The sequence below is a fragment of the Paenibacillus sp. UNC499MF genome (genome assembly GCF_900107975.1).
Lineage (GTDB): Bacteria > Bacillota > Bacilli > Paenibacillales > NBRC-103111 > Paenibacillus_F.
Window position 1 is genome coordinate 714,467 of the sequence record NZ_FNVF01000001.1, and the last position, 21,019, is coordinate 735,485.

21 protein-coding genes are annotated in these 21,019 nt (G+C 55.0%); 16 read left to right on the plus strand and 5 right to left on the minus strand.

The window, feature by feature from the left end:
- Window positions 1-110 precede the first annotated feature (110 nt).
- From C4S74_RS03260 to C4S74_RS03280, 5 genes are all read left to right on the plus strand, one after another.
- The gene (locus tag C4S74_RS03260; protein WP_103993908.1) at window positions 111-1,097 is read left to right on the plus strand and encodes a DMT family transporter; all 987 of its coding nucleotides are present in this window, start codon (window positions 111-113) and stop codon (window positions 1,095-1,097) included.
- A 303-nt stretch (window positions 1,098-1,400) separates the two neighbouring features.
- Window positions 1,401-2,129 (plus strand): amino acid ABC transporter ATP-binding protein, encoded by a 729-nt coding sequence (locus C4S74_RS03265; protein WP_103993909.1) that lies wholly within the window; start codon window positions 1,401-1,403, stop codon window positions 2,127-2,129.
- A 59-nt stretch (window positions 2,130-2,188) separates the two neighbouring features.
- Entirely contained in the window at window positions 2,189-3,052 is an 864-nt protein-coding gene (locus C4S74_RS03270; RefSeq protein WP_103993910.1) for a transporter substrate-binding domain-containing protein, read from the plus strand.
- Between the two features lie 78 nt (window positions 3,053-3,130).
- The gene (locus tag C4S74_RS03275) at window positions 3,131-3,787 is read left to right on the plus strand and encodes an amino acid ABC transporter permease (protein ID WP_103993911.1); all 657 of its coding nucleotides are present in this window, start codon (window positions 3,131-3,133) and stop codon (window positions 3,785-3,787) included.
- Between the two features lie 55 nt (window positions 3,788-3,842).
- Window positions 3,843-4,496 (plus strand): amino acid ABC transporter permease, encoded by a 654-nt coding sequence (locus C4S74_RS03280; RefSeq protein ID WP_103993912.1) that lies wholly within the window; start codon window positions 3,843-3,845, stop codon window positions 4,494-4,496.
- Window positions 4,497-4,622: 126 nt separating this feature from the next.
- Here the strand turns inward: C4S74_RS03280 and C4S74_RS03285 are convergent, their stop codons facing one another.
- Complete coding sequence (locus C4S74_RS03285) at window positions 4,623-5,795, minus strand: M20 family metallopeptidase (protein WP_103993913.1); 1,173 nt, start codon at window positions 5,793-5,795, stop codon at window positions 4,623-4,625.
- A 208-nt stretch (window positions 5,796-6,003) separates the two neighbouring features.
- Between C4S74_RS03285 and C4S74_RS03290 the strand changes: the two genes are divergently transcribed.
- On the plus strand, window positions 6,004-6,315 hold the full coding sequence (locus C4S74_RS03290) for a hypothetical protein (protein ID WP_103993914.1): 312 nt from the start codon (window positions 6,004-6,006) through the stop codon (window positions 6,313-6,315).
- A gap of 70 nt (window positions 6,316-6,385) precedes the next feature.
- Window positions 6,386-7,036: a GDSL-type esterase/lipase family protein gene (locus C4S74_RS03295; protein ID WP_103993915.1), complete on the plus strand. Its 651-nt coding sequence runs from the start codon at window positions 6,386-6,388 to the stop codon at window positions 7,034-7,036.
- 79 nt (window positions 7,037-7,115) lie between these two features.
- Here C4S74_RS03295 and C4S74_RS03300 read toward each other — a convergent pair whose 3' ends face one another.
- On the minus strand, window positions 7,116-7,751 hold the full coding sequence (locus C4S74_RS03300; protein ID WP_103993916.1) for a hemolysin III family protein: 636 nt from the start codon (window positions 7,749-7,751) through the stop codon (window positions 7,116-7,118).
- Between the two features lie 326 nt (window positions 7,752-8,077).
- Between C4S74_RS03300 and C4S74_RS03305 the strand changes: the two genes are divergently transcribed.
- The 5 genes from C4S74_RS03305 (at window position 8,078) to C4S74_RS03325 (ending at window position 12,202) form a co-directional block, all read left to right on the plus strand.
- Window positions 8,078-8,893 carry a transporter substrate-binding domain-containing protein gene (locus tag C4S74_RS03305; protein WP_103993917.1) on the plus strand — a complete coding sequence of 272 codons (816 nt, stop codon included), beginning with the start codon at window positions 8,078-8,080 and terminating at the stop codon, window positions 8,891-8,893.
- Between the two features lie 147 nt (window positions 8,894-9,040).
- Window positions 9,041-9,730: an amino acid ABC transporter permease gene (locus C4S74_RS03310; RefSeq protein ID WP_103993918.1), complete on the plus strand. Its 690-nt coding sequence runs from the start codon at window positions 9,041-9,043 to the stop codon at window positions 9,728-9,730.
- Window positions 9,723-10,445, plus strand: a complete 723-nt coding sequence (locus C4S74_RS03315; protein WP_103993919.1) for an amino acid ABC transporter ATP-binding protein — start codon at window positions 9,723-9,725, stop codon at window positions 10,443-10,445. Before C4S74_RS03310 ends, C4S74_RS03315 begins: the two co-directional genes overlap by 8 nt.
- 44 nt (window positions 10,446-10,489) lie before the next feature.
- Entirely contained in the window at window positions 10,490-11,338 is an 849-nt protein-coding gene (locus C4S74_RS03320; RefSeq protein WP_103994259.1) for a DegV family protein, read from the plus strand.
- Window positions 11,339-11,353: 15 nt separating this feature from the next.
- Entirely contained in the window at window positions 11,354-12,202 is an 849-nt protein-coding gene (locus C4S74_RS03325; protein WP_103993920.1) for a DegV family protein, read from the plus strand.
- 143 nt (window positions 12,203-12,345) lie between these two features.
- Here C4S74_RS03325 and C4S74_RS03330 read toward each other — a convergent pair whose 3' ends face one another.
- Window positions 12,346-14,529, minus strand: a complete 2,184-nt coding sequence (locus C4S74_RS03330; RefSeq protein ID WP_103993921.1) for a UvrD-helicase domain-containing protein — start codon at window positions 14,527-14,529, stop codon at window positions 12,346-12,348.
- Window positions 14,530-14,795: 266 nt separating this feature from the next.
- Here C4S74_RS03330 and C4S74_RS03335 point away from each other — a divergent pair, with 266 nt between their 5' ends.
- Together C4S74_RS03335 and C4S74_RS03340 are read left to right on the plus strand one after the other, a co-directional pair.
- Complete coding sequence (locus tag C4S74_RS03335; RefSeq protein ID WP_103993922.1) at window positions 14,796-15,356, plus strand: MOSC domain-containing protein; 561 nt, start codon at window positions 14,796-14,798, stop codon at window positions 15,354-15,356.
- A 34-nt stretch (window positions 15,357-15,390) separates the two neighbouring features.
- Complete coding sequence (locus tag C4S74_RS03340) at window positions 15,391-15,894, plus strand: metallophosphoesterase family protein (RefSeq protein WP_103993923.1); 504 nt, start codon at window positions 15,391-15,393, stop codon at window positions 15,892-15,894.
- A gap of 153 nt (window positions 15,895-16,047) precedes the next feature.
- Here C4S74_RS03340 and C4S74_RS03345 read toward each other — a convergent pair whose 3' ends face one another.
- Window positions 16,048-16,512 carry a DUF5946 family protein gene (locus C4S74_RS03345; RefSeq protein ID WP_181024283.1) on the minus strand — a complete coding sequence of 155 codons (465 nt, stop codon included), beginning with the start codon at window positions 16,510-16,512 and terminating at the stop codon, window positions 16,048-16,050.
- Between the two features lie 316 nt (window positions 16,513-16,828).
- On the opposite strand from C4S74_RS03345, the gene C4S74_RS03350 reads away from it, so the two are divergent.
- Entirely contained in the window at window positions 16,829-17,872 is a 1,044-nt protein-coding gene (locus C4S74_RS03350) for a LacI family DNA-binding transcriptional regulator (protein WP_103993925.1), read from the plus strand.
- A gap of 3 nt (window positions 17,873-17,875) precedes the next feature.
- The gene (locus C4S74_RS03355; RefSeq protein WP_103993926.1) at window positions 17,876-20,311 is read left to right on the plus strand and encodes a TIM-barrel domain-containing protein; all 2,436 of its coding nucleotides are present in this window, start codon (window positions 17,876-17,878) and stop codon (window positions 20,309-20,311) included.
- Window positions 20,312-20,543: 232 nt separating this feature from the next.
- Here the strand turns inward: C4S74_RS03355 and C4S74_RS03360 are convergent, their stop codons facing one another.
- A complete protein-coding gene (locus C4S74_RS03360) occupies window positions 20,544-20,891 on the minus strand; it encodes a hypothetical protein (RefSeq protein ID WP_103993927.1) in 348 nt (115 codons plus the stop codon).
- Window positions 20,892-21,019 lie beyond the last annotated feature (128 nt).

The following is a 21,019-nucleotide window of genomic DNA, read 5'->3' on the forward strand; positions in this document are numbered from 1 at the left end:
CCTGACGGGCTCAGGTTATTTTTTTTGCTCCGGAGGATGGTCCTCCGTATCCAAATCAGGTATACTGATCCGAGTACATAAATTGACCCTTGGTAAAGGAACACGGAAAAATGACTACACAATCGCACGACAAACCTCTGTTTCCGGTGCCTCTCGCATTTATCGTGGGCATTATCGGAATCTCTTTCTCTGCCATTTTTGTCCGCTGGAGCGAGGCCCCCGTGGCCGTAACGGCCATGTACCGGCTGCTGCTGACCAACCTGATCATGCTGCCGTTCTTGTTCAAATACACCGCCGAGATCAGAGCGATCCGCTGGAAGTCGGTGTTCGGTCTGATCGGCTCGGGCTTGTTCCTGGCGCTGCATTTTCTGCTCTGGATGGCATCTCTAAGCTATACGACGGTCGCCTCCTCGACGGCGCTGCTAACGCTTGAACCGATCTTCGTGATGATCGGGGCATACTGGCTGTTCCGCCAGAAGAACAGCTGGGGCACGGTGACCGGCATGCTGATCGCGATGATCGGAGCCGCCATGATCGGCTGGGGGGACTTCCGGTTCTCCGGCGAAGCTCTCAAAGGCGATCTGCTGTCCATCGTCAGCGCGGCGGCCGTAGCCGTTCATATGCTGCTCGGCAAAACGATGCGGCAGTCCATGTCCGCTTTCGTGTACAGCTTTTTCGTTTTCCTGGCGGCCGCCGCCGCTCTCGGTGTCTACAATCTTGCGGAGGGAACGCCGCTGACAGGTTATTCCCAGAGGGACTGGCTCATGTTCCTGCTGCTTGCGATCGTGCCGACGATGTTCGGCCACTATCTCTTCAACTGGCTGTTGAAATACGTGAAGGCCGCGACCGTGTCCATGAGTGTACTCGGTGAGCCGCTGGGTTCGACGGTACTCGCCTTCTTCCTGCTCGGCGAGGCGATAACCGGCATCCAGATCGGCGCAGGCTGCCTTCTGCTGTTCGGCATCTGGCTGTTTATCCGCAGTCAGGGCAGGAAAGGAAAGGACGAAATGGTGGCGACCCCCGCCGTGCCCGCCCCCCTGCCTGAAGTCCCGGAGGAGCGCACGGAGGCTTCCCGGCCTCCTTTAGCCGGCAGTTGAACGATTAGTATTCCTTCTTAACAAGAAACAAATATAACGCCGCAGCATACACAACCGCGTAAAAAAAGCCCCTTTAAGGGGCTTTTTTTCATAGATTAAGTGAATTTAGGTCATTTTGGTGCGGCTTGAGTCATAAAGATTTCTTATAAGTTTCTTCCTTAGAAAACCCCGCCTGTTTCAAAACCGAAAAATTTGGATAATGAATAGCAAATTACCCATATACATATAGCGGGTATTGTTAGGCGTTCCTGCAGGCTGCTGCATGATTAAGAGGGACGCCATGCTGACAAAGAGGGGGATGCCATGATTAATTTTACGAATGTCGACAAGTATTACGGATCATTTCACGTGCTGCAGGACATCAACCTCGAAGTGAAGAAAGGCGAAGTCGTCGTCGTAATCGGTCCTTCGGGATCTGGAAAAAGCACGATGCTGCGCTGCATTAACCGGCTGGAAACGATCCAGCAGGGGGAGCTGACGGTAGAAGGCGTCCGGGTGAACGACAAGAAAACCGACATCAACAAGCTCCGGCGGGAAATCGGCATGGTTTTCCAGCATTTTAATTTGTATCCTCACAAAAAAGTCCTCGATAACATCACGCTGGCTCCCATCAAGGTTCTCGGACTCTCGAAAGCGGACGCGGAGAAGCGCGCGATGCTTTATTTGGAAAAGGTAGGAATTCCTGATAAAGCGCAATCTTTTCCATCTCAGCTTTCAGGGGGACAGCAGCAGCGTGTCGCGATAGCACGCGGGCTTGCCATGGAGCCGAACATCATGCTGTTCGATGAGCCGACCTCCGCGCTCGATCCCGAGATGATCGGAGAAGTTCTCGACGTGATGAAGACTCTGGCGAAGGAAGGAATGACGATGGTCGTCGTGACCCACGAAATGGGGTTTGCCCGTGAAGTGGCGGACCGGGTCGTATTTATGGACCAGGGTCAGATCGTCGAGGAAGCGCTTCCGAAACAATTTTTCGAGAATCCGCGGGAAGAACGGGCCAAGCTGTTCTTGAGCCGCCTGCTTGCGCATTAGCGGATGAAGGTGATTAGGTTTAACCCAATACAGAAGTGAAAAAAGAAAGGGGTCTGTTTATGAAAGTTTGGAAGCCTTTTAAAATCGGCATGATTCTACTTACCTTTATTCTGGTGCTCGGCGCCTGCGGCAAAGCCAAAGATTCGGGAGGATCGACAGGCGGATCGACTCCGGGCGGATCAACCGCGCCGGCAGCCGAGACGAAAACGCTCGATGCGATCAAGCAGCGCGGCAAATTCGTGGTTGGCGTCAAATTCGATACGAACCTGTTCGGGTTGAAGGACCCGGGAACGGGTCAAGTCAACGGCTTCGATATCGACATCGCCAAAGCCATCGCGAAGAAGGTGCTCGGTGACGAGACGAAAGTCGAGCTGAAAGAAGTGACGTCCAAAACGCGGATTCCGATGCTCCAAAAAGGAGATATCGACGCCATTATCGCCACGATGACCATTTCCGAAGAGCGCAAGAAGGAAGTGGATTTCACGGACGTTTATTTCAAAGCGGGCCAGTCCCTGCTCGTCAAAAAAGGCAGCGACATCAAGTCGATCGACGACGTGGTGAAGAAGAAAGGCGTTAAAGTCCTGGCCGTAAAAGGCTCCACTTCCGCGAAAAACATCCGTGCCAAGGCGCCGGACGCGCAGGTGCTGGAGTTCGAGAACTACCAGGAGGCGTTCACGGCGCTGAAATCGGGCAAAGGGGAAGCTTTGACGACGGATAACGCCATTCTTTACGGCATGACGAAACAGGATCCGGGCTATGAAGTCGTAGGCGGCACTTTCACGGATGAGCCGTACGGCATAGCGGTCCGCAAAGGCGACGCCGAGTTTACGAAAGCGGTCAACGACGTCCTGAAAGAACTGAAGGACAGCGGCGAATACGCGAAAATTTACGAGAAGTGGATCGGCGAGAAACCGGCCGAGTAAAACGGAGCGGGATAGGCGGCTAGCCGGCCGCTTGTCCCGTTTTCTTCCGGGATAAGTTATCAGAAGGAACAGATCGGGGTGCTGCCGGTGGATTTAAGCGTAATTACAGAGAATTGGGACAGATATATCGAAGGATTCGGCAATACCGTGATGGTCAGTCTTCTGTCGCTCGTGCTCAGCTTTCTGCTGGGGACGCTGGTGGCCGTCTTCCGGATTTCGCCCTTTAAGGCGCTGCGGGCGATCAGTGCGGTCTATGTGGAATTCGTTCGGAACATTCCCCTGCTGCTTATTATTTTCTTCTTTTATTACGGATCGTCCGAATTCGGCCTGTCTCTGGACGGGTTTACCGCCGGAACGATCGGCCTGACGATTTACACGTCCGCTTTTATTGCGGAGGCGATCCGGGCCGGAATTCTGGCCGTACCCGCGGGCCAGTCGGAGGCTGCGCGTTCCTCGGGTCTTTCTTACGGGCAGACGATGATTCACGTCGTTCTTCCCCAGGCGATCAAAATCGTGATCCCGCCTCTGGGCAACCAGTTTCTGAATTTAATCAAAAACTCTTCCATTCTCGGGGTTATCGCCGGTATGGATCTGATGTATTTCGGGGATCTGATCAATTCCGATACGCTCGATACATTTAATGTGTATATCGGGGTCGCGCTGTTCTATCTGGTGCTGACGATACCGCTCAGTTTGCTGGTGCAGTATCTCGAAAGAAGAATGGCGCGCGCCTAATCGTATCCGGACGGGACAAGACCAGATCCGGTGAATGTCAAAGTGGGGTGTCGGAATGGATTTCTCAGGTGCTTACAGCGCGGATAATCTGATGTTTTTGCTTAAAGGTTTTCTCGTTACGCTGGAAATGGCCGTGATCGCCATTATTTTAAGTTTTGTCATCGGCAGTCTGATCGGGGTCATCCGTTATGCGAAGATCCCCGTGCTCAGCCAGCTTATGGTGGTTCTGGTGGAGATGATCCGGAACCTGCCGCTGCTGCTCATTATTTTCTTCGTTTATTTCGCCGTGCCGGAAGTGACGGGGATCGAAATGAGCATTCTGACGTCGGCGATCATTTCCTTGACGATTTTCGAATCGGCCATGATCGCGGAAATCATCCGCGGCGGGCTCAACTCCATCGACAAGGGACAGATTGAGGCGGCGCGTTCCTCGGGATTAACCTACGTGCAGACGCTGTGGCACATTGTGTTTCCTCAGGCGGTGCGCCGCATGGTTCCGCCGATCGTCAGCCAGTTTATTTCGCTGCTGAAAGATACGTCGCTTACCGTTATTATCGCGGCGCCGGAACTGATGCACAACGCGCAGATCATCAACGGGTCGTCTCAGAAGTTCATCGTTCCGATCTTCCTGCTCGCCGCGTTGATGTACTTCGTCGTCAACTACTGCATCTCGCTGTTCGCTCAGCGCTTCGAGCTGAAAAGAACGTAACGCCGCGGAAGCCCTACGCGGCTCCGTAATTCCCGGCCACGGCCGGACAAACAAAGAACCCGCCGTACCGGTCCCGGACCGGTTTACAGCGGGTTCTTTGTGCACGGCGGCTGCGTGCGGCGGAACTTAACGCGCCGAGCGGCCGCGTTCGAATTCGGCTTTGATCTCGGCGAGCAGCGCCGGGTCCGTGATGACGTCATAGGCGGTGGCCGCCAGCATCTTGGCGGCCAGAATCATGCCGTCCAGCGCGCGCTGCCGCATCGCCAGATCGTGGAATTCCGGCGTGTGGAGCAGATGCTTCTCTTCAATGACCTTCATGTACGGATGAATCGTCGGGCAGTGAAGAGAAACGTTCCCCAGATCAAGGGAGCCGTGATCCTTGCCGGTCTGGATCATGTCCTCGGTAATGCCTGCCGAAGCCAAGTTGCGATTAAACACAGCCGAGAGCGTCTCATTCGTGTTCAGCTCGTCATACGAGTACTCGTAATTGGAGGTGGTCAGGGTGCAGCCCGTCTGGAGTGCGGCGCCTTCCGCGCATTTCAGCACCTTCGTCACGACTTCGTTCGTATACGCGCGCGAAGAAGAGCGGACATAGAACTGGGCGACGGCATAGTCGGGAATAATATTCGCGGCCTGGCCGCCTTCCGTGATAATCCCGTGTATGCGCACATCGCTGCGGAGCTGCTGGCGCAGCGCATTGATGGAATTGAACAGCATCAGCACGGCGTCAAGAGCATTCACGCCCTCGTAAGGGGAAGCGGCGGCATGGGCCGCCTTGCCGAAGTACTCGAACTGGATGGCATCCAGAGCCAGCGATTCGCCGGAGCGCTCATACGTGTAATAAGGATGCGCCATCAGAGCGAAGTCGACGTCATCGAACAGCCCCGCGGCCGCCATGGGAACTTTCGCCCCTTTGGTTTCCTCGGCAGGCGTGCCGTAAACGCGGATCACGCCGCCGATCTCGTCGATGACGGATTTAAGCCCGACGGCCGCGCCGATGCTCATCATACAGATGAGATGGTGTCCGCAGGCATGGCCCAGCTCGGGAAGCGCGTCGTATTCCGCCAGAAAGGCGACGGTCGGTCCCGGCTTGCCCGAGTCGTATACGCCCAGGAATGCGGTCGGAATGTCGAGCACGGCCCGCTCAACCGTGAAATCGTGCCGCTCCAGTTCTTCGATCAGCTTGGCGCAGGCGAGAAATTCTTCATGGCCGAGCTCGGGATTTTGCCCGATATAAGTTGAAATGGCTTGAAATTCCGGCGTGTGGAAATCGATAGTGTTAAAGATACGTTCCTTCATGGGCGTTCTCCTTATGTAAAGTGATAGGGGCCGGCGCCCCGTCGTTATCTTCCGGATGTAAGTCCATTGTAATACAAACTCGGACCCGCTACCACTTCCGGCCTCTTTGCGTTACAATAAAGCACGGAAAGCGCAAAGCCGCACTTTACGCGCATACGGAAAATATTCCATCGAGCGAATGTCTACATAGTCCAGAAGGAGGATATTTATGAATAAATACGGATCGGATGACTGGCGGGATCACCGCTTTACATTGGCCTGCAAAGAAGCCGAGCGCAGAGGGCAGTGGCTGGACATTCATTTGTCCCTTAGCCCGGAAGAAGGAGAAGCCCTGCCGGCTGAGCTTCACGAGCCCAGCGTGTACGTCATCTGCAATCTTAGAGGGGCGGTCGTTCAGATCATCCTGCTGGATGAAGGCTGCGACTGCGAATACCAGTTTACCCCGGGCGAGAAAGAGAAGATTGCCCGTTTTCTCGCAGAGCACTGCACCGCGGAAATGGATTCTCTGCTTTTAAGCTAGAAAAGATGAGACCGGGAGGCCGGCTCCGGAATATACTGTCTTACAGATGCATGCGACAGGAGGGGCCGCCATGGGAAGAGCATTACGCTACATCGCGTTCGGAGATTCGCTGACCGTCGGTACGGGCGATCCGACGCGGGAAGGTTTCACCGCAAGATACCGGGGCATGGCAGAAGCTGCGCTGGGACGCAGCGTAAGCCTGCGCAATGCCGGTACGAACGGCGCCACATCGGGCGAACTGATGCAATACTTGCGCAACGAAGGCGATTTGCGGCGGGGGCTGGCGACCGCCGATATCATCACGATTACGGCCGGAGGGAACGATCTCATCCGCTCGGCCATGCCTTATCTGAACAGCCGCGACACAGGCGTTCTGAAGCGCAGCCTGCGTACGTTCGGAGGCAACCTGCGTCAGATCGTGCGCTGTGCCCAGCATCCGGGTCCGGACGGCAAGCTGCCGCTTGTCATTCTTGTCGGATTGTACAATCCGATTTCCATGCTGCCGGAGGCGGAATTCTGGATCAAGCGCTTCAACCAGCAGATGGTCCGGCTCGGGTCGCGAACGGTGCGCTACGTGGATGTGTATCCGGCTTTCAAGGGAGCGGAGAGCCGCCTCCTATCCGACGATCTTTTTCATCCGAATGCGGAAGGCTATAAGCGGATCGCGGAATGCATCGCGCAGAGCGTCCCGCTCGCTGCCCTGACCGGAGGCGGACATTAAAAAACAGTGAAGCGGCTGCCTCACTGTTTTTTTTCGCCCGGCCGGTTACGGCGCGGCACCCACCCGGGATTCGCGCGGTTTACGCGGGGACGGGCAGGACCTGCATCACGGCGAAGAAGTGGCAGACGCTGCCTCCGAGGACGAACGCATGCCAGATCGCATGGTGGTAGGGAATGCGCCGCCACAGGTAGAACACCGTTCCGACCGTGTAAAGCAGTCCGCCCGCCACAAGCCAGATGAGGCCGTTTGCCGACAAATGCTCGGCCAGCGGCTTGATGGCCAGTACGATGAGCCAGCCCATGCCGATGTAGCAAACCGTCGAGAGGACGATAAACCTTTTGACGAAGAAAACCTTCAGCACAATGCCGAGAAGGGCGAGTCCCCAGACGATGCCGAGCAGGGTCCATCCCAGCACGCCCCGCAGCGTAACGAGCATAAAGGGGGTATAGGAGCCGGCAATCAGTACATAGATAGCGGAATGGTCCATGATCTCGAAAATGTCTTTGAGCTTCCCTCCGGGAGCGCTGTGAACGAGTGTGGAGCATAAATAAAGCAGAATCAGGGAAATGCCGAAAATGCTGAAGCTGACGATATGCCAGGTGTTTCCGTAGGTGATGGCCTGCATGACGAGCAGAACGAGAGCGGCTATGCTCAGCAGGGTGCCGATTCCATGCGAAACGGCGTTCGCAACTTCTTCGCGCGGTGAATATTCCATAAGTGTTTCCTCCAAGCTATCCGGGACTGTGTGCCCAATTTACTGGCTAATGTTTACTTAGACGCCTTTCCTCGACAAAGCCCTTCAATGTTATTTACCCGAGTTTGTTCCTATTTATATGGAACTTTTAACCAATGGGCCCTTCCGGGTAAATCCGAAGGCTCAGAACCTGCATAAATATACAGGTTTAATGCCCTATATACGGCAGATGGAGCATTTTCATAAAGCATCTTGCATAAAAGAGGCGATTTCGGTATACTAAGTCATGTTCTTTTTCGAATTGACCTTGCGTTAATAAACCACTTTGCATAAAAGGAGCACATGACATGAAAAAATGGGGACTGACACTTATCGCCCTTGTACTGACTATGACCCTCATAGCTGCATGCGGCAAAAAAACCGAAGCACCGAAAGACGCGTCCGGCGGCGCCCAAACGACGGCACCGGCCAAGAAGCTTATCCTGGGTACGAGCGCGGATTACCCGCCGTATGAATTCCACAAATCGACGAACGGCAAAGACGAAATCATCGGCTTCGACATCATGATCGCGAAAGAAATCGCGAAAGACATGGGTGCCGAGCTGGAAATCAAGGACATGAAGTTCGACGGTCTGCTTCCGGCGCTTCAATCCGGCAACGTGGATATGATCCTTTCCGGAATGACGCCTACCGAAGAGCGCAAAAAGAACGTTGATTTCTCCAAAACGTACTACACCGCCAAGCAGATGATCGTGGTCCGTGCGGAAGACAAAGACAAGTACAAGACGATGGAAAGCCTGACAGGCAAGCGGATCGTCGTTCAGAAAGCTTCCATTCAAGAAACGGTTGCCAAAGAACAAATCAAGGATGCCAAAATCAAAACACTAAGCAAAATTACCGACATCGTGCTTGAGCTGAAAAACAAAAATGCGGATGCCGCGATTATCGAACTTCCGGTTGCGACTTCCCATGTAAGCCGCGACAAGAGCATCGTGATTGCCGAAGCGACACCGACGGTTGAAGAAGCCGGTTCCGCGGTTGCTTTCAAGAAAGGCAGCCAGGACAAGATCGATCTGGTGAACAAGACGATCGACCGTCTGATCGCGGAGAAGAAGATCGAGCAGTTCGTAACCGAAGCCTCCAGCCAGGTGGAAGCCGAGTAAGCACAGAGTTATCGGACCGGTAACTGCAATAAATGTGAGATAGCGGAGAACCCTCCGCTATTTTCTTTTTTCAGGGATGGTCACATGGTGTATAGAAATTGTATAATTAGCGGTGTCCATCCGCACTTAAGGAGGAGTTAACAGCCCATGAATTTTTCATTTTTAAACGAATACGGGCATTATTTTGTGGACGGAACGAAGGTCACGCTTCTTCTGTCCGTGATTACCGTCATTTTGGGCGCTATTTTCGGAACAGGGATGAGCCTGCTCCGTTTGTCGGGTATTTGGCCGCTCCGGTGGCTGGCTACCGCGTATATCGAGTTTTTCCGGGGAACGCCGATCATTATTCAAATTTTCCTCGTCTATTATGCGCTGCCGCAGTTTATCCCGGACTTTCATTTCCCTCCGTTCCCGTTTCTGGAGGAGTACGGCGGGGAATTTACCGCAGCCGTCATTACGCTCGGACTCAACAGCACGGCCTATGTGGCTGAAATTATGCGCGCGGGCATCCAGTCCGTGGACAAAGGGCAGATGGAAGCGGCACGTTCCCTCGGGATGAAGCCTTGGATGGCGATGCGTCTCGTCGTGATTCCGCAGGCGTTTCGCACCGTGCTTCCGGCGCTCGGCAACGAGCTGGTCGTCGTCATCAAAGAAACCTCGATCGTATCGGTTATCGGCCTCAACGAACTGATGTTCAACGCGGACACGGTCAAAGGAAGCCTGTCGCTTCCGTTCGAGCCGCTGATTATCGCCGCTTTTATTTATCTGGCTATCACCCTGACGCTGTCCAAGCTCGTCGGAATGCTCGAAAGGAGGCTGACGAAATCGAATGCTTAAAATCACGAATCTTCATAAACATTTCGGTAAGTTAAACGTGCTGAACGGAATCGACATCGAGATCGAAAAAGGCGAGGTCGTCGTTGTCATCGGACCTTCCGGCTCGGGCAAAAGCACATTCCTGCGCTGCCTCAACCTGCTGGAGGTGCCGACCGACGGCGAAATTCTCTTCGAGGGCATTTCCATCACGAACAAGAAAACGGATATTAATTCGGTCCGCCAGAAGATGGGCATGGTGTTCCAGCAGTTCAACCTGTTCCCGCATCTGTCGGTCAAAGACAATATTACGCTTGCTCCGCGCAAGCTGAAAAAAATGCCGGTGAGCGCGGCGAATGAAACCGCGGCCGATCTGCTCCGTAAAGTAGGATTGGCGGAAAAAGCCGATGCGTACCCGGCCCAGTTGTCCGGAGGACAGAAGCAGCGGATCGCGATCGCGCGCGCGCTTGCGATGTCCCCCGACGTCATGCTGTTCGACGAGCCCACCTCCGCGCTTGATCCCGAGATGGTCGGCGAGGTGCTCGACGTCATGAAAAAGCTGGCCAAAGACGGCATGACCATGGTCGTCGTTACGCATGAAATGGGATTTGCCCGGGAAGTGGGCGACCGCGTCGTCTTTATGGACGGAGGCGTAATCGTCGAGCAGGGCCGCCCGGAAGAAGTATTCTCGAATCCGCAGCATGCCCGGACGAAGGAGTTCCTGGGCAAGGTGCTTTAAGAGAAAACTTGATGATCGTTACTGGAGAGCAGGGAGGAAGTCTCGTGGCGCCGATTAAAATTTTTACGGACAGCACGAATGATTTAAATCCGCAATATTTGAAGGAAAATCAAATTGGCGTAGTTCCCCTTTATGTCGTCTTCGGAGACGACTCGTACCGAGACGGGGTGGACATCACACCGGAGGTTTTGTACCGGAAAGTCGAACAGTCAGGCAAGCTGCCCAAGACAGCGGCTCCGTCGCCGGCCGACTTCGAGAAAGCGTTCCGGCCTCATATCGAGCAGGGTTCCGATATCGTCTATATCGGGCTTTCCTCGGAAGTTTCTTCGACTTATCAGAATGCCGTATTAACGTCCGATCTCTTTCCGGAAGGCCGGGTAACCGTCATCGATTCCCGCAACCTGGCTACCGGCATCGGCATTCTGATCTGCAAAGCCGTGGAAGCGGCAAAGCAGGGACGCAGTGCGGCGGAGATCGAAGCCATGGTAAGATCGTTTATTCCGAAAGTGAGTACGGAATTCATTATCGATACGCTGGATTATTTGCATAAAGGCGGCCGCTGTACGAGTGTACAGGCTTTTTTCGGGAGTCTGCTGAAAATCCGCCCGGTCGTGCAGGTCAAGGACGGTTCCATGATTCTAACTTCCAAAGTGCGTGGTAAGAGGGAGAAAGCGCTTGAACAGCTGGTGGACAACGCGCTGGCCTTCAAGCACGGGATGGATCCGGATGTCCTGTTCGTGACGCATTCCATGGCGCAGGAGGAAGCGGAGCTTGTACGGGACCGCCTGCTGCAGGAAACGGATGTCAAACGGATTGAGATTACGGAGACCGGATGTGTGGTTTCAAGCCATTGCGGTCCTCAGACAGTGGGCATCGTATTTATTAAATCTTAGAAATGAGGGTACTTCTTGACGATCAAGATTATTACGGATGGAACTTCCGATTTGCCTCAGGAGCTGGCCCGTGAATTAGACATCACAGTCGTTCCCCTGATCGTCCGTTTCGGCGACAAGGAAATGACTTCAGACATGAGCAGAACATTATTCTATGAGCTGATGAGGCAGGAGCCCAAGCTTCCTCAGACGGCCAGTCCCGCCCCGCATACTTTTATGGAAGAGTACCGCAAGGCTTCACAAAGTGACATTCTGGTAGTCTCTGTTTCGTCTAATCTGAGCAGTACTTATCATCATGCCCTCATGGCAAGAGAGCAACTAATGGAAGAAGGCTATGCCGGCCGGATTGAAGTGCTGGATTCCCGCACGGCTTCTCTGGGCCAAGGTCTTCTTGCCGTAAAAGCGGCTAAACTCGCCAAAGAAGGCATGCCGTTCGAAGAGCTGACAGCCCGGATGAAGGACGAAGTCAAAAGTCATCATACGTATTTTTTCCTGGACACGCTTGAAAATGTCATAAAAGGAGGCCGCCTCGACCGCGTCCGCGGTGCGGTGGCTTCCGTGCTGAACATTAAGCAGATCATGAAAGCGAGCGAAGAAGGCACCCTGGAGCCTTTCGAGAAAGTGCGCGGGACCCAGAATGCGATCAAGCGTCTGATCGAACGGGTGAGCGAGAAAGTGAGCGAAACCCGGCACGATCTGGAGCGATGCATCCTCGGCATTGCGCACAGCAACTGCGAGGACCGCGCCAGGGACGTGAGAGATCAGCTGCTCCGGCTGTTCCCGTTCGGGCAGGTCGTCATCACCGAGATGGGGCCGGTTATCGGCACCTACGCGGGAGAGGGCGGCATCCTGATCAGCTGCTGACAGGCAGGCGGAGCTTTCGGACTCGGAATGAGTCCGCCGCTTCACATAGGCACGGAAAGAAAAACAGGCTGTTTACCGGTCCGGGGGACGGGTAAACAGCCTGTTTTTTTGTGCGCATTTCGGTGCCTGCCGGACTTACCTGCTTAAGATCCCGCGCCTTCTTCCCGGGGAAGCTCCCGGGTTACAATCTCGGGATCGTCGACGCTTACGAGCGGGGAAGGCTCGCCGTCATAGAGCACCCACAAATCGTGCAGGGCGCGGGTACAGCCCACGTAGAGCAGCTTGGCGTCCTGAGCGTCGGCACCGTAGCGGAGCGGATCAGCATCCGTCAGGATGGCGGCGTCGAACTCGAGCCCTTTCGTCAGATAGACGGGCACGACCGACACACCGCCGGCATACTGCTTCTGATCAGCCGTGATTCTGCTCGCCGCAAGTCCCAGCTCTCCAAGCTGCGCGTGAAGCCGCACGGCGTCTTCCTCGGTGCGCGTAATGACCGCCACCGTATCGTAGTTCCGGCGGAGCAGCCGCTCAACCGCTTCGCGGAGGAAAACGCTCTCCCGCTCCTTCTCTACCCGGAGCACCTTGACCCGTTCGCCGGACCGGAATACGGGAACGGCCAGAAGACCGGCTCCGACTCCGGTGGAGAGCACGTGGTTCGCGAAGCGGATAATTTCCATCGTGGAGCGGTAGCTCCGCTCCAGTTCGAAATAAGCGGTTTCGCCTTCTCCGAAGAGCGACGTGAGCTCGGCCCAGTCCTGCGTGCCCCGGTAGGCATGAATCCCCTGGGACAGGTCGCCCAGAATGGTGAAGGAATGCTGCCGGGTATACTGGTCGAGCACGGCGATCTGGAACGGCGAAGCGTCCTGCGCTTCGTCGATGACCACGTGGTCGAACCGCTCCGAGCCTTCGATGCCGTGCAGGGACGCGTGGATAAAGACGAGCGCCGGGAGATCTTCGTGGCGCACTTTCTTGCGCCGGAAGGAAGCCAGCGTATCCTTCGCGACGGCTTCGGGAATCCGGCCGCGCAGTTCTTCCGTCATCCAGGCGGCTCCGGCTTTGGGATCGAATACAGCTTTATAGAACGACAGCGCATCGAATTCCGGCCAGCCTTTCAGGTAGGCTTTCAGCCGCTGGGTCGACTTGGTTTTCCGCTCCTTTTTCTGCTTGGAGTCCCAGACTTTGTCCAGTTCCATCGTGATCCAGCGTTTGATCCGGGCGACGACCCGCTCTCTGCGCTTGGCGGGAGGGAGATGTTTGTATTCTTCGTTATACCAGACGCCGACGGTAGCGGCGGGGAGCGTTTTTCCGTCCCACGGGTGAAAAGGCTCCTGCGGAAGACAGGTCCGCGCATAGCTGTCAAAACAGCTTTCCAGGAAGTCCCGAAAGGCGACGGACCCTTTCCAGCGGCCGGAAACTTCGTCGTTTAACGGCGGGCGCTTGGAGCCGAGCGCAAACCAGACGGCACTTTCGTCGGCCGGATTTTCCAGCGGGAAGGAAAGCCCAGTAAGCTCCAAGGCCCAATCCGCAAACGTGCTCTGCCGGATGTGACCGACGCCAAGCTCGGGGAGAACCCCGGATATGTAATCGAGAAACATGGAGTTCGGAGCGAAAATCATCATATTTTCCGCTTTAACCTGGTCGCGGTATTGATAGAGCAGAAAAGCGAGACGGTGGAGAGCGACGGTCGTTTTGCCGCTTCCGGCGACGCCTTGAATGATAAGAGCCGCGTTTTTGGCCGAACGGATAATTTTGTCCTGTTCCGCCTGGATTGTGGATACGATATCGCGGAGCTTGTTGTCTTTGTTCTCGCCGAGACGGTACAGCAAAAACTCGTCTCCGCCCGCTCCGGACAGAAGGTCGCTGTCCCGGTCGTAGGTGTCTACGACCCGCTGAAGAATCTGCTTGCGGATGACCAGGTTTCTTTTCAAATACACGAGACCTTCGACAAGACCGTCGGGAGATTCGTACGCCGCTTTCTCGTCCCCGCCGGTGTAGGAATAGAACATGCTGGCTATCGGCGCCCGCCAGTCGATGACAGAAGGCTCTACGCCGTTCTCGTCGTCGACGCCGAACTTGCCGATGTATAAAGCGGACTTCCCGGCAGCGTTTTCAGGCTGAAAGTCGAGCCGTCCGAAATAAGGTTCGTCCGATGCCAAAGCAAGAGACTGGCGGCTGCTTTCGCGAACGGCTTCCAGTGCCTGCTCCGTGAAATCGGGCCCCCGGTAAACGGGAACGGCCTGCAGCTCCGCCAGTCTCCGGTTGACGTCCGACAGGATGGCGTCCAGCCGGTTTTGTTCTTCTTGATAGGCACTTTGATTCTTATCCAAGATCAGTTACCCCCTAAGATCAGATTTTGAGCATGAAGAAATAATATATCATATCCGGCAAACAATGGCAACAATATCCGGTATGGCGGAAGGGCCGGCGCAGGGCATAAGCTGAAAGGAAGACAGATAGGCAGGCGGAGGCGGTAAACCAGGGGGTTCTGGCAGGATCATCCTTCCGATTTGTGATATAATGACTGCATATTTTCAGGAACCCTTCATCTAAGATGACATGTAAGTTCCCATAACCGAATGTGGAGTGAGTTGCCATGAAAAAAGGAAAAGAATTACAAGCCGTTATGACCGGTCTGCTTATTGCGGACAAGCCCAAAACGTTTATTACGCGCCATCTCGATTGGGCGGAGATGCAGTTCGGGGGATTGGTCGGAGACCGGCATTTCGGAGTGACAAGCAAGGCCGACGTCCGCCAGCCGATGTATCCGCGCGGAACCGAGATCATGAACCGGCGTCAGATCAGCATCGTATCCGAAGAGGAATGCGAAGAGATTGCGGCCGCCCTCGGCATCGAGCGGGTCGCCCCCGAATGGCTGGGAGCGAATATGGCGTTCAAAGGACTGGAACGTCTGACCGCACTGCCTCCGGGAACAAGAATTTTGTTTCCGAGCGGAGCGGGACTCGTGTGCGAAGGGGAAAACGAACCTTGCATCAATCCCGGTAAGGTGATTGCCGAGCAGGCCGGAAATCCCAAACTTGCGGGCAAGTTCGTGAAAGCCGCCTGGAACCGCCGGGGAATCGTGGCCTCGGTCGAGAGGCCCGGAATTGTCTCCGCGGGGGACGAGGTTAGGGTTCTTTTTCCGGACGAATTATAAGCCGATACTTGCCGTTTGAAAGGAGCGTTTGCGCATGAAAATAGGAGTGTTGTCCGATACGCATATGAGGCCGACGGCGGGTAAACTGCCGGACGCCGTTCTGGAGGGGCTGGCGGGGGTCGATCTCATTCTTCATGCCGGAGACTGGACCAGCCCGGAAATTATCGGGTGGGTGGAGAACATCGCGGCCGTCGAATCCGTTGCGGGGAACAATGACGGCCCGGATATTGTGCGCAGATTCGGATACAGCAAGCTGATCGAGGCCGGCGGGCTCAAAATCGGGCTCGTCCACGGGGATCGGGGCCGGGGAAGGACGACGGAGCAGCGCGCTCTTTTCACTTTTCAGGACGAGCACCCGGATGTGATCGTATTCGGTCATTCGCATATTCCTTATTCGGAGAGGGTCGACGGGCTTCTCTTGTTTAATCCGGGCTCCCCTTGGGACAAGCGCTGGCAGCCGCGGTTTTCGTTCGGGCTGATCGAGACGGATGGAGAGAAGATCGAGGCGAGACATATTTTTTTCGATTCCCGGGAATAGCTTCTCAAAGCGTCAAAGACAATAAGGGAACCGGGCAATCGTCAATTCGGACGGCCGCTGAAAAGGGCGGCTGTCTTTTTTTTGCGAAGATGGGGGGCATTTTAACACGGATTGCGGCGGGTACAAAACGGGCTGCCAGCGACTTTTAAAAACTCAGGATAGTTCATATCGTATTCGCTCTTTCCATCTCATGATGTTCGCGATTGCATGTTGTTCGCCGCCCAGATAAATATCTTCAATTGTCAGGGACCAGAATGCAGGCTTGCGTTTCCGGTCTTGATCCGGGAGAGGGGTAGTCAGTTTATCTATGTTCTTCATTAACTCCCGATTCCTTTTAAGAATATACGCCGTTTTCCAATCTTGATCGTAAGCGTCGATAAATAAACGGACCAGATGCCGGTAACCTTCTTCCGTAAAGCGGGAAGGATGCTGAATCATATAACATGAAACGAGCCAGAAATGAAAAGCATATAATTCCGGAGCATTATGTTCCCAAACAAGAGGGAAACCGAACAATTCCCAGCAGGAAAACCCGTCTAACCCCACAGCTCCGCATTCCATACATCTTCCGGAGTCCGTAACGACGCCATTCTCACCCACTAAGGCATAACCTCCCATCCAAACAGCTATGTTTATAAGTTAGCATAAAAAGATATCTTCTCATTGACTCCGAGCATCCTCAACCCTTTACTGCGGTACATACTACATACGCCCTCCTGCGGCAAATATCAAGTTTAAGTGGCAACGGGGCTTCACGAAAAAGGTAAATGGTTTAATATACACGGTTAAAAAATGATAAAACGTTTAATCATTGATCTATCAAAACGTTCCGCAGTACAATTAATTCGTAAGAAAAGCAAACAAACAGAAACAGACCTTTTAGTTATAAAACGATTAATCAATTTTCTGACAAATCGGCCGATTTGGGGGAACTATGAACAAAATAACGATCAAAGACATAGCCGCGGAGGCTGGCGTATCCATCGCGACCGTATCCAACGTCATGAACGGGACGGGAAGAGTCTCCGGCGAAACCGCCAAGAGAGTGCTCCAGGTTATCGACCGGCACGACTACGCGCCCAGCACGGCGGCCCGTTATTTGAAAGAAAGGCGCTCCCAGCTCATCGGAATTCTGGTTCCGACCGGGGAGAGGGGGCGGCTGGAAGACAACCCGTTCTACTGGCAGCTCGTGATGGCCGTCGAAGCGGAAGCGAGGGAAGAACGTCTGCACGTTATCGTTTCGGGCGTTACCGAAGAAGATCCGCTTACGTTTGTCCAGGAGCGGCAGCTCGACGGTATTATCGCTGTCGGAATAACCGGCGATTCGCCGCTGCTGGGGCGTATCGCTCAGCTTGATGTTCCGTGCGTGTATCTGGACTGCTACCTGGCCGATGGGGAAAACCTTCAGGTCGTCAATATGAACGACCGGATGGGCGGCTACCTCGGGACGAAGCATCTGCTGTCACTCGGGCATGAGCGGATTGCCGTCATCGCGGGCGACATCGTCACTTCGGGCGTCTATGAAGAGCGGTGGCTCGGCTATGCCCGGGCGCTGGAGGAGAGCGGCCTCGAAGCGGACCGCGCTTTGCTCGTGGAGTCGCCGGTCTCTCTGCTCGGCGGCTATCACAGCGCGCAGCAGGTGTATATGCTCAGCCCGAAGGTCAGCGCCGTATTCGCTTTTTCGGACGTGGCTGCGATCGGTCTGATGAAAGGGCTGCAGGAGCTCGGCTTGCGCATTCCCGACGATATATCCGTCATGGGATATGACGATATCGACTACGCCGGCTTTCTGACACCTTCTCTGACCACGATCCGGCAGGATATCGGCACCAAGGGGAAGACGGCGATACGCCGCATTCTCAGTATGATCCGCGGAAGCATTCCGGCCGAGCATTCGGTTGCGCTGCCCGTCGAATTGAAACGCCGCCAAAGCACTGCCCGGCGGTCCCAACCCAACTCCATTCAGAAAGAGGAATAGGCCATGCAAACGAGCGAAACCATTCATCCCGACAAATCCATCGACACGGTGCTGGAAGTGGCCCCTAAAGCACCGGGGAGCGCCATCCGCGTAACCGAGCACGACGATTCTTATATCATTCACGGCCAGCATGCCAATCTGCTGCTGACATTTTTGGAAAGCGGGCTGTTCCGGATCAAGCTGTTCCACGGCAGCAAGCCGCAGTTCAAGGCTGCGACCCCCGCTGTACTGGCTGATTCGTTCCAGCCGGTTAAAGCCGACTGTTCGGAAAGCCCGGAAGCGTTCGAATTCCGCACGTCCGTACTTCGCCTTATCATCGAGAAGGAAACCTTCGCTTTGACGGTAGAGACACCGGAAGGGGAGCTGATGATGAAGCAGCCCACGCTTTCGTGGACGACCCGCGGTTCGCTGAGCGGCTCCTATGTGATGGGGACAGACTCCCATTTTTACGGGCTCGGGGAGAAAACGAGTTTCCTGGACAAACGGGGAGAGCGCTACGCGATGTGGAACTCGGACGTGTTCGCTCCGCATGTGCCGGAAATCGAGGCGCTGTACGAGTCGATTCCGATGCTGATCCACATGCATCAGACCGGTTCTTACGGATTGTTTCTGGATAATCCGGGCCGTACCGATTTTGATATGCGCACTCATCCCGATCTTTTCACGATCCAGTGTACGACCGGGGAGTACGATCTGTACTTTATTTTCGGACCGCAGCCCAAAGACGTCGTCGGCCGCTACACGAAGCTGACGGGCCGCATTTCGATGCCGCCGAAATGGTCGCTCGGCTATCACCAGTCCCGCTACAGCTACATGAACCAGCAGGAAGTGCTGGAGCTGGCACGCACGTTCCGCGAGAGAAATATCCCGTGCGACGTCATACATCTGGATATCCACTATATGGATCAGTACCGCGTCTTTACGTTCGACAAGGACCGTTTTCCGGACCCGGAAGGCATGATGGCGGAGCTGAAAAAACTCGGCATGCGCATTGTCCCGATCGTAGATCCCGGCGTCAAAAAAGATCCCAAATACACAATCTACCGGGAAGGAATCGAACATGGCTATTTCTGCAAAAAACTGGAAGGCGAGCTTTTTATCGGAGACGTATGGCCCGGTAAAAGCGCGTTCCCCGATTTCACGGAAGATGCCGTAGGCAAATGGTGGGGAGAGAAGCACAAGTTCTATGTGGATCTCGGCATCACGGGAATCTGGAACGATATGAACGAGCCGGCCGTATTCAACGAGTCCAAGACGATGGATCTCGACGTCATCCACGGCAATAACGGCGACAGCAAGACGCACGAAGAGCTGCACAACCTGTACGGCATGATGATGTCCAAAGCGACTTACGAAAGCCTCCGGGAGCAGCTCGACGGAGAGCGGCCGTTCGTTCTCACACGAGCGGGATACAGCGGCGTTCAGCGCTATGCCGCCGTATGGACCGGCGACAACCGCAGCTTCTGGGAGCATATGGCGATGGCGATTCCGATGGTGCTGAACCTGGGCCTGTCCGGAATTCCGTTCACGGGCCCCGATATCGGCGGCTTTGCGCACCATTCCACGGGGCAGCTGCTTGCCCGCTGGACGCAGATGGGCGCGCTGTTCCCATTCTGCCGCAACCACAGCGTGATCGACTCCGTGCGCCAGGAACCGTGGTCGTTCGGCGAAGAGACCGAAGCGATCTGCCGCAGCTATATCGAGCTGCGCTACCGCTGGATGCCGGTGCTGTATACGCTGTTCCATGAGGCTTCCCGCACCGGAATGCCGATTCTGCGGCCGCTTGTGCTGGAATATCCGCACGATCCGCAGGTGACGAACCTCAGCGACCAGTTCCTGCTCGGCAGCAGCGTCCTCGCCGCTCCGGTTTACCGTCCCGATACGGAGCATCGGGCCGTGTATATCCCGGAAGGCGAGTGGATCGACTACTGGACCGGAGAGAAGCATACGGGGCCGAAGCATATCCTTGCCCACGCGCCGCTCCACATTATGCCGATGTATATCAAAGCGGGGGCCGTTCTTGCGGAAGAGCCGCTTAAGCAGCATGCGGACGAGGAAACGGCAGCGGCTCTGACGTGGAACGTTTATGCTTCCGCAGGGAGAGCCGAAGGAACCGTCTATGAAGATGACGGAATCACCTACGGCTACGAGCAGGGAACGTACAACGTGATCCGCATGTCTGCGGAAGCGGCCGACGGCGGCATGAAGCTGGCCTGGACTTACGAGCACAAGGGACTGCCGGAAGGAGACCGCAGCTTCCTGATCCGCATCAAACATGCGGAATTCGTTCCAGCGGCGGTCGAGGGACTCCGGCGGCATGAAGCCGGGCTGATCGCCGGAGACTCATCCGCAGCGGGCTGGGCGTACGACGAAGCGGCCGGAGAGATCCTGATTCGGATGCCGGACGCTCCGCAGCAGGTTTTACACATAAGGGCCTGACCGCTTATCGGCGGGCCGTTTTATAGCCAAAGCTCCGGACTCTTCGCGGGTCCGGAGTTTTTTTTGGCGTGTCGGGGCGTGTGCCAGCTGTACAGTGTAAGGAGCGGGCGGATGAAAGCCGCCTGGCAGTACATTCCGAAAATGGGTTCGAAACAAATGAACACTGGCTCATAGCCTGCCCTTCCCGGCCGGATCCGCGCGGCCGTCTCCTTGTCCGCAAGCTCCTCTGCCGCTATTTCAGCTTGGTAACGACAAAGCCGCCGACGACGATGCCGAGTCCGACCCATGTTTTCCAGTTCGGAATTTCCTTCATGAAGATGTAGCCCATGAGTACGCATATAAAAATTTCGATGCTTTTGGATATGCCGAGCGACAAGGTAAGATTGCCCGTCGTCTTGTAGCAGAACTTCACGCCGTAGCCGATCATGACGTTGGCGGCAAACACCAGCGGAATCATTTTGCACTGAAACCATAAGGTCGGCCAGAGCGAAGGATCAATATGTTTGCTCTGATACGAGAAGATGCTGTTGATCGTAAGAAGTCCCGCCAGAAGCAGGACGATACCGTATAATATGAACATGAACAGGCCTCCTTTGGCTGTTTGTTTTCTTCCCGATTAATGTTTCCGGCGCGCAACAAATTAACCGCAGTAAAACTTATTTGTTCCGGACGAATTAAACTATTCACACAATGTTAACGGGAATAGCC

What these genes read in the sequence shown, in the direction of transcription:
- C4S74_RS03305 (WP_103993917.1), top strand. Translation starts at nt 8,078, where the DNA reads ATGAAAAAATGGGGACTGACACTTATCGCCCTTGTACTGACTATGACC.
- C4S74_RS03270 (WP_103993910.1), top strand. Translation starts at nt 2,189, where the DNA reads ATGAAAGTTTGGAAGCCTTTTAAAATCGGCATGATTCTACTTACCTTT.
- C4S74_RS03285 (WP_103993913.1), bottom strand. Translation starts at nt 5,795, where the DNA reads ATGAAGGAACGTATCTTTAACACTATCGATTTCCACACGCCGGAATTT.
- C4S74_RS03335 (WP_103993922.1), top strand. Translation starts at nt 14,796, where the DNA reads ATGAAAAAAGGAAAAGAATTACAAGCCGTTATGACCGGTCTGCTTATT.
- C4S74_RS03345 (WP_181024283.1), bottom strand. Translation starts at nt 16,512, where the DNA reads ATGGGAGGTTATGCCTTAGTGGGTGAGAATGGCGTCGTTACGGACTCC.
- C4S74_RS03340 (WP_103993923.1), top strand. Translation starts at nt 15,391, where the DNA reads ATGAAAATAGGAGTGTTGTCCGATACGCATATGAGGCCGACGGCGGGT.
- C4S74_RS03295 (WP_103993915.1), top strand. Translation starts at nt 6,386, where the DNA reads ATGGGAAGAGCATTACGCTACATCGCGTTCGGAGATTCGCTGACCGTC.
- C4S74_RS03360 (WP_103993927.1), bottom strand. Translation starts at nt 20,891, where the DNA reads ATGTTCATATTATACGGTATCGTCCTGCTTCTGGCGGGACTTCTTACG.
- C4S74_RS03300 (WP_103993916.1), bottom strand. Translation starts at nt 7,751, where the DNA reads ATGGAATATTCACCGCGCGAAGAAGTTGCGAACGCCGTTTCGCATGGA.
- C4S74_RS03315 (WP_103993919.1), top strand. Translation starts at nt 9,723, where the DNA reads ATGCTTAAAATCACGAATCTTCATAAACATTTCGGTAAGTTAAACGTG.
- C4S74_RS03350 (WP_103993925.1), top strand. Translation starts at nt 16,829, where the DNA reads ATGAACAAAATAACGATCAAAGACATAGCCGCGGAGGCTGGCGTATCC.
- C4S74_RS03355 (WP_103993926.1), top strand. Translation starts at nt 17,876, where the DNA reads ATGCAAACGAGCGAAACCATTCATCCCGACAAATCCATCGACACGGTG.
- C4S74_RS03290 (WP_103993914.1), top strand. Translation starts at nt 6,004, where the DNA reads ATGAATAAATACGGATCGGATGACTGGCGGGATCACCGCTTTACATTG.
- C4S74_RS03310 (WP_103993918.1), top strand. Translation starts at nt 9,041, where the DNA reads ATGAATTTTTCATTTTTAAACGAATACGGGCATTATTTTGTGGACGGA.
- C4S74_RS03260 (WP_103993908.1), top strand. Translation starts at nt 111, where the DNA reads ATGACTACACAATCGCACGACAAACCTCTGTTTCCGGTGCCTCTCGCA.
- C4S74_RS03265 (WP_103993909.1), top strand. Translation starts at nt 1,401, where the DNA reads ATGATTAATTTTACGAATGTCGACAAGTATTACGGATCATTTCACGTG.
- C4S74_RS03280 (WP_103993912.1), top strand. Translation starts at nt 3,843, where the DNA reads ATGGATTTCTCAGGTGCTTACAGCGCGGATAATCTGATGTTTTTGCTT.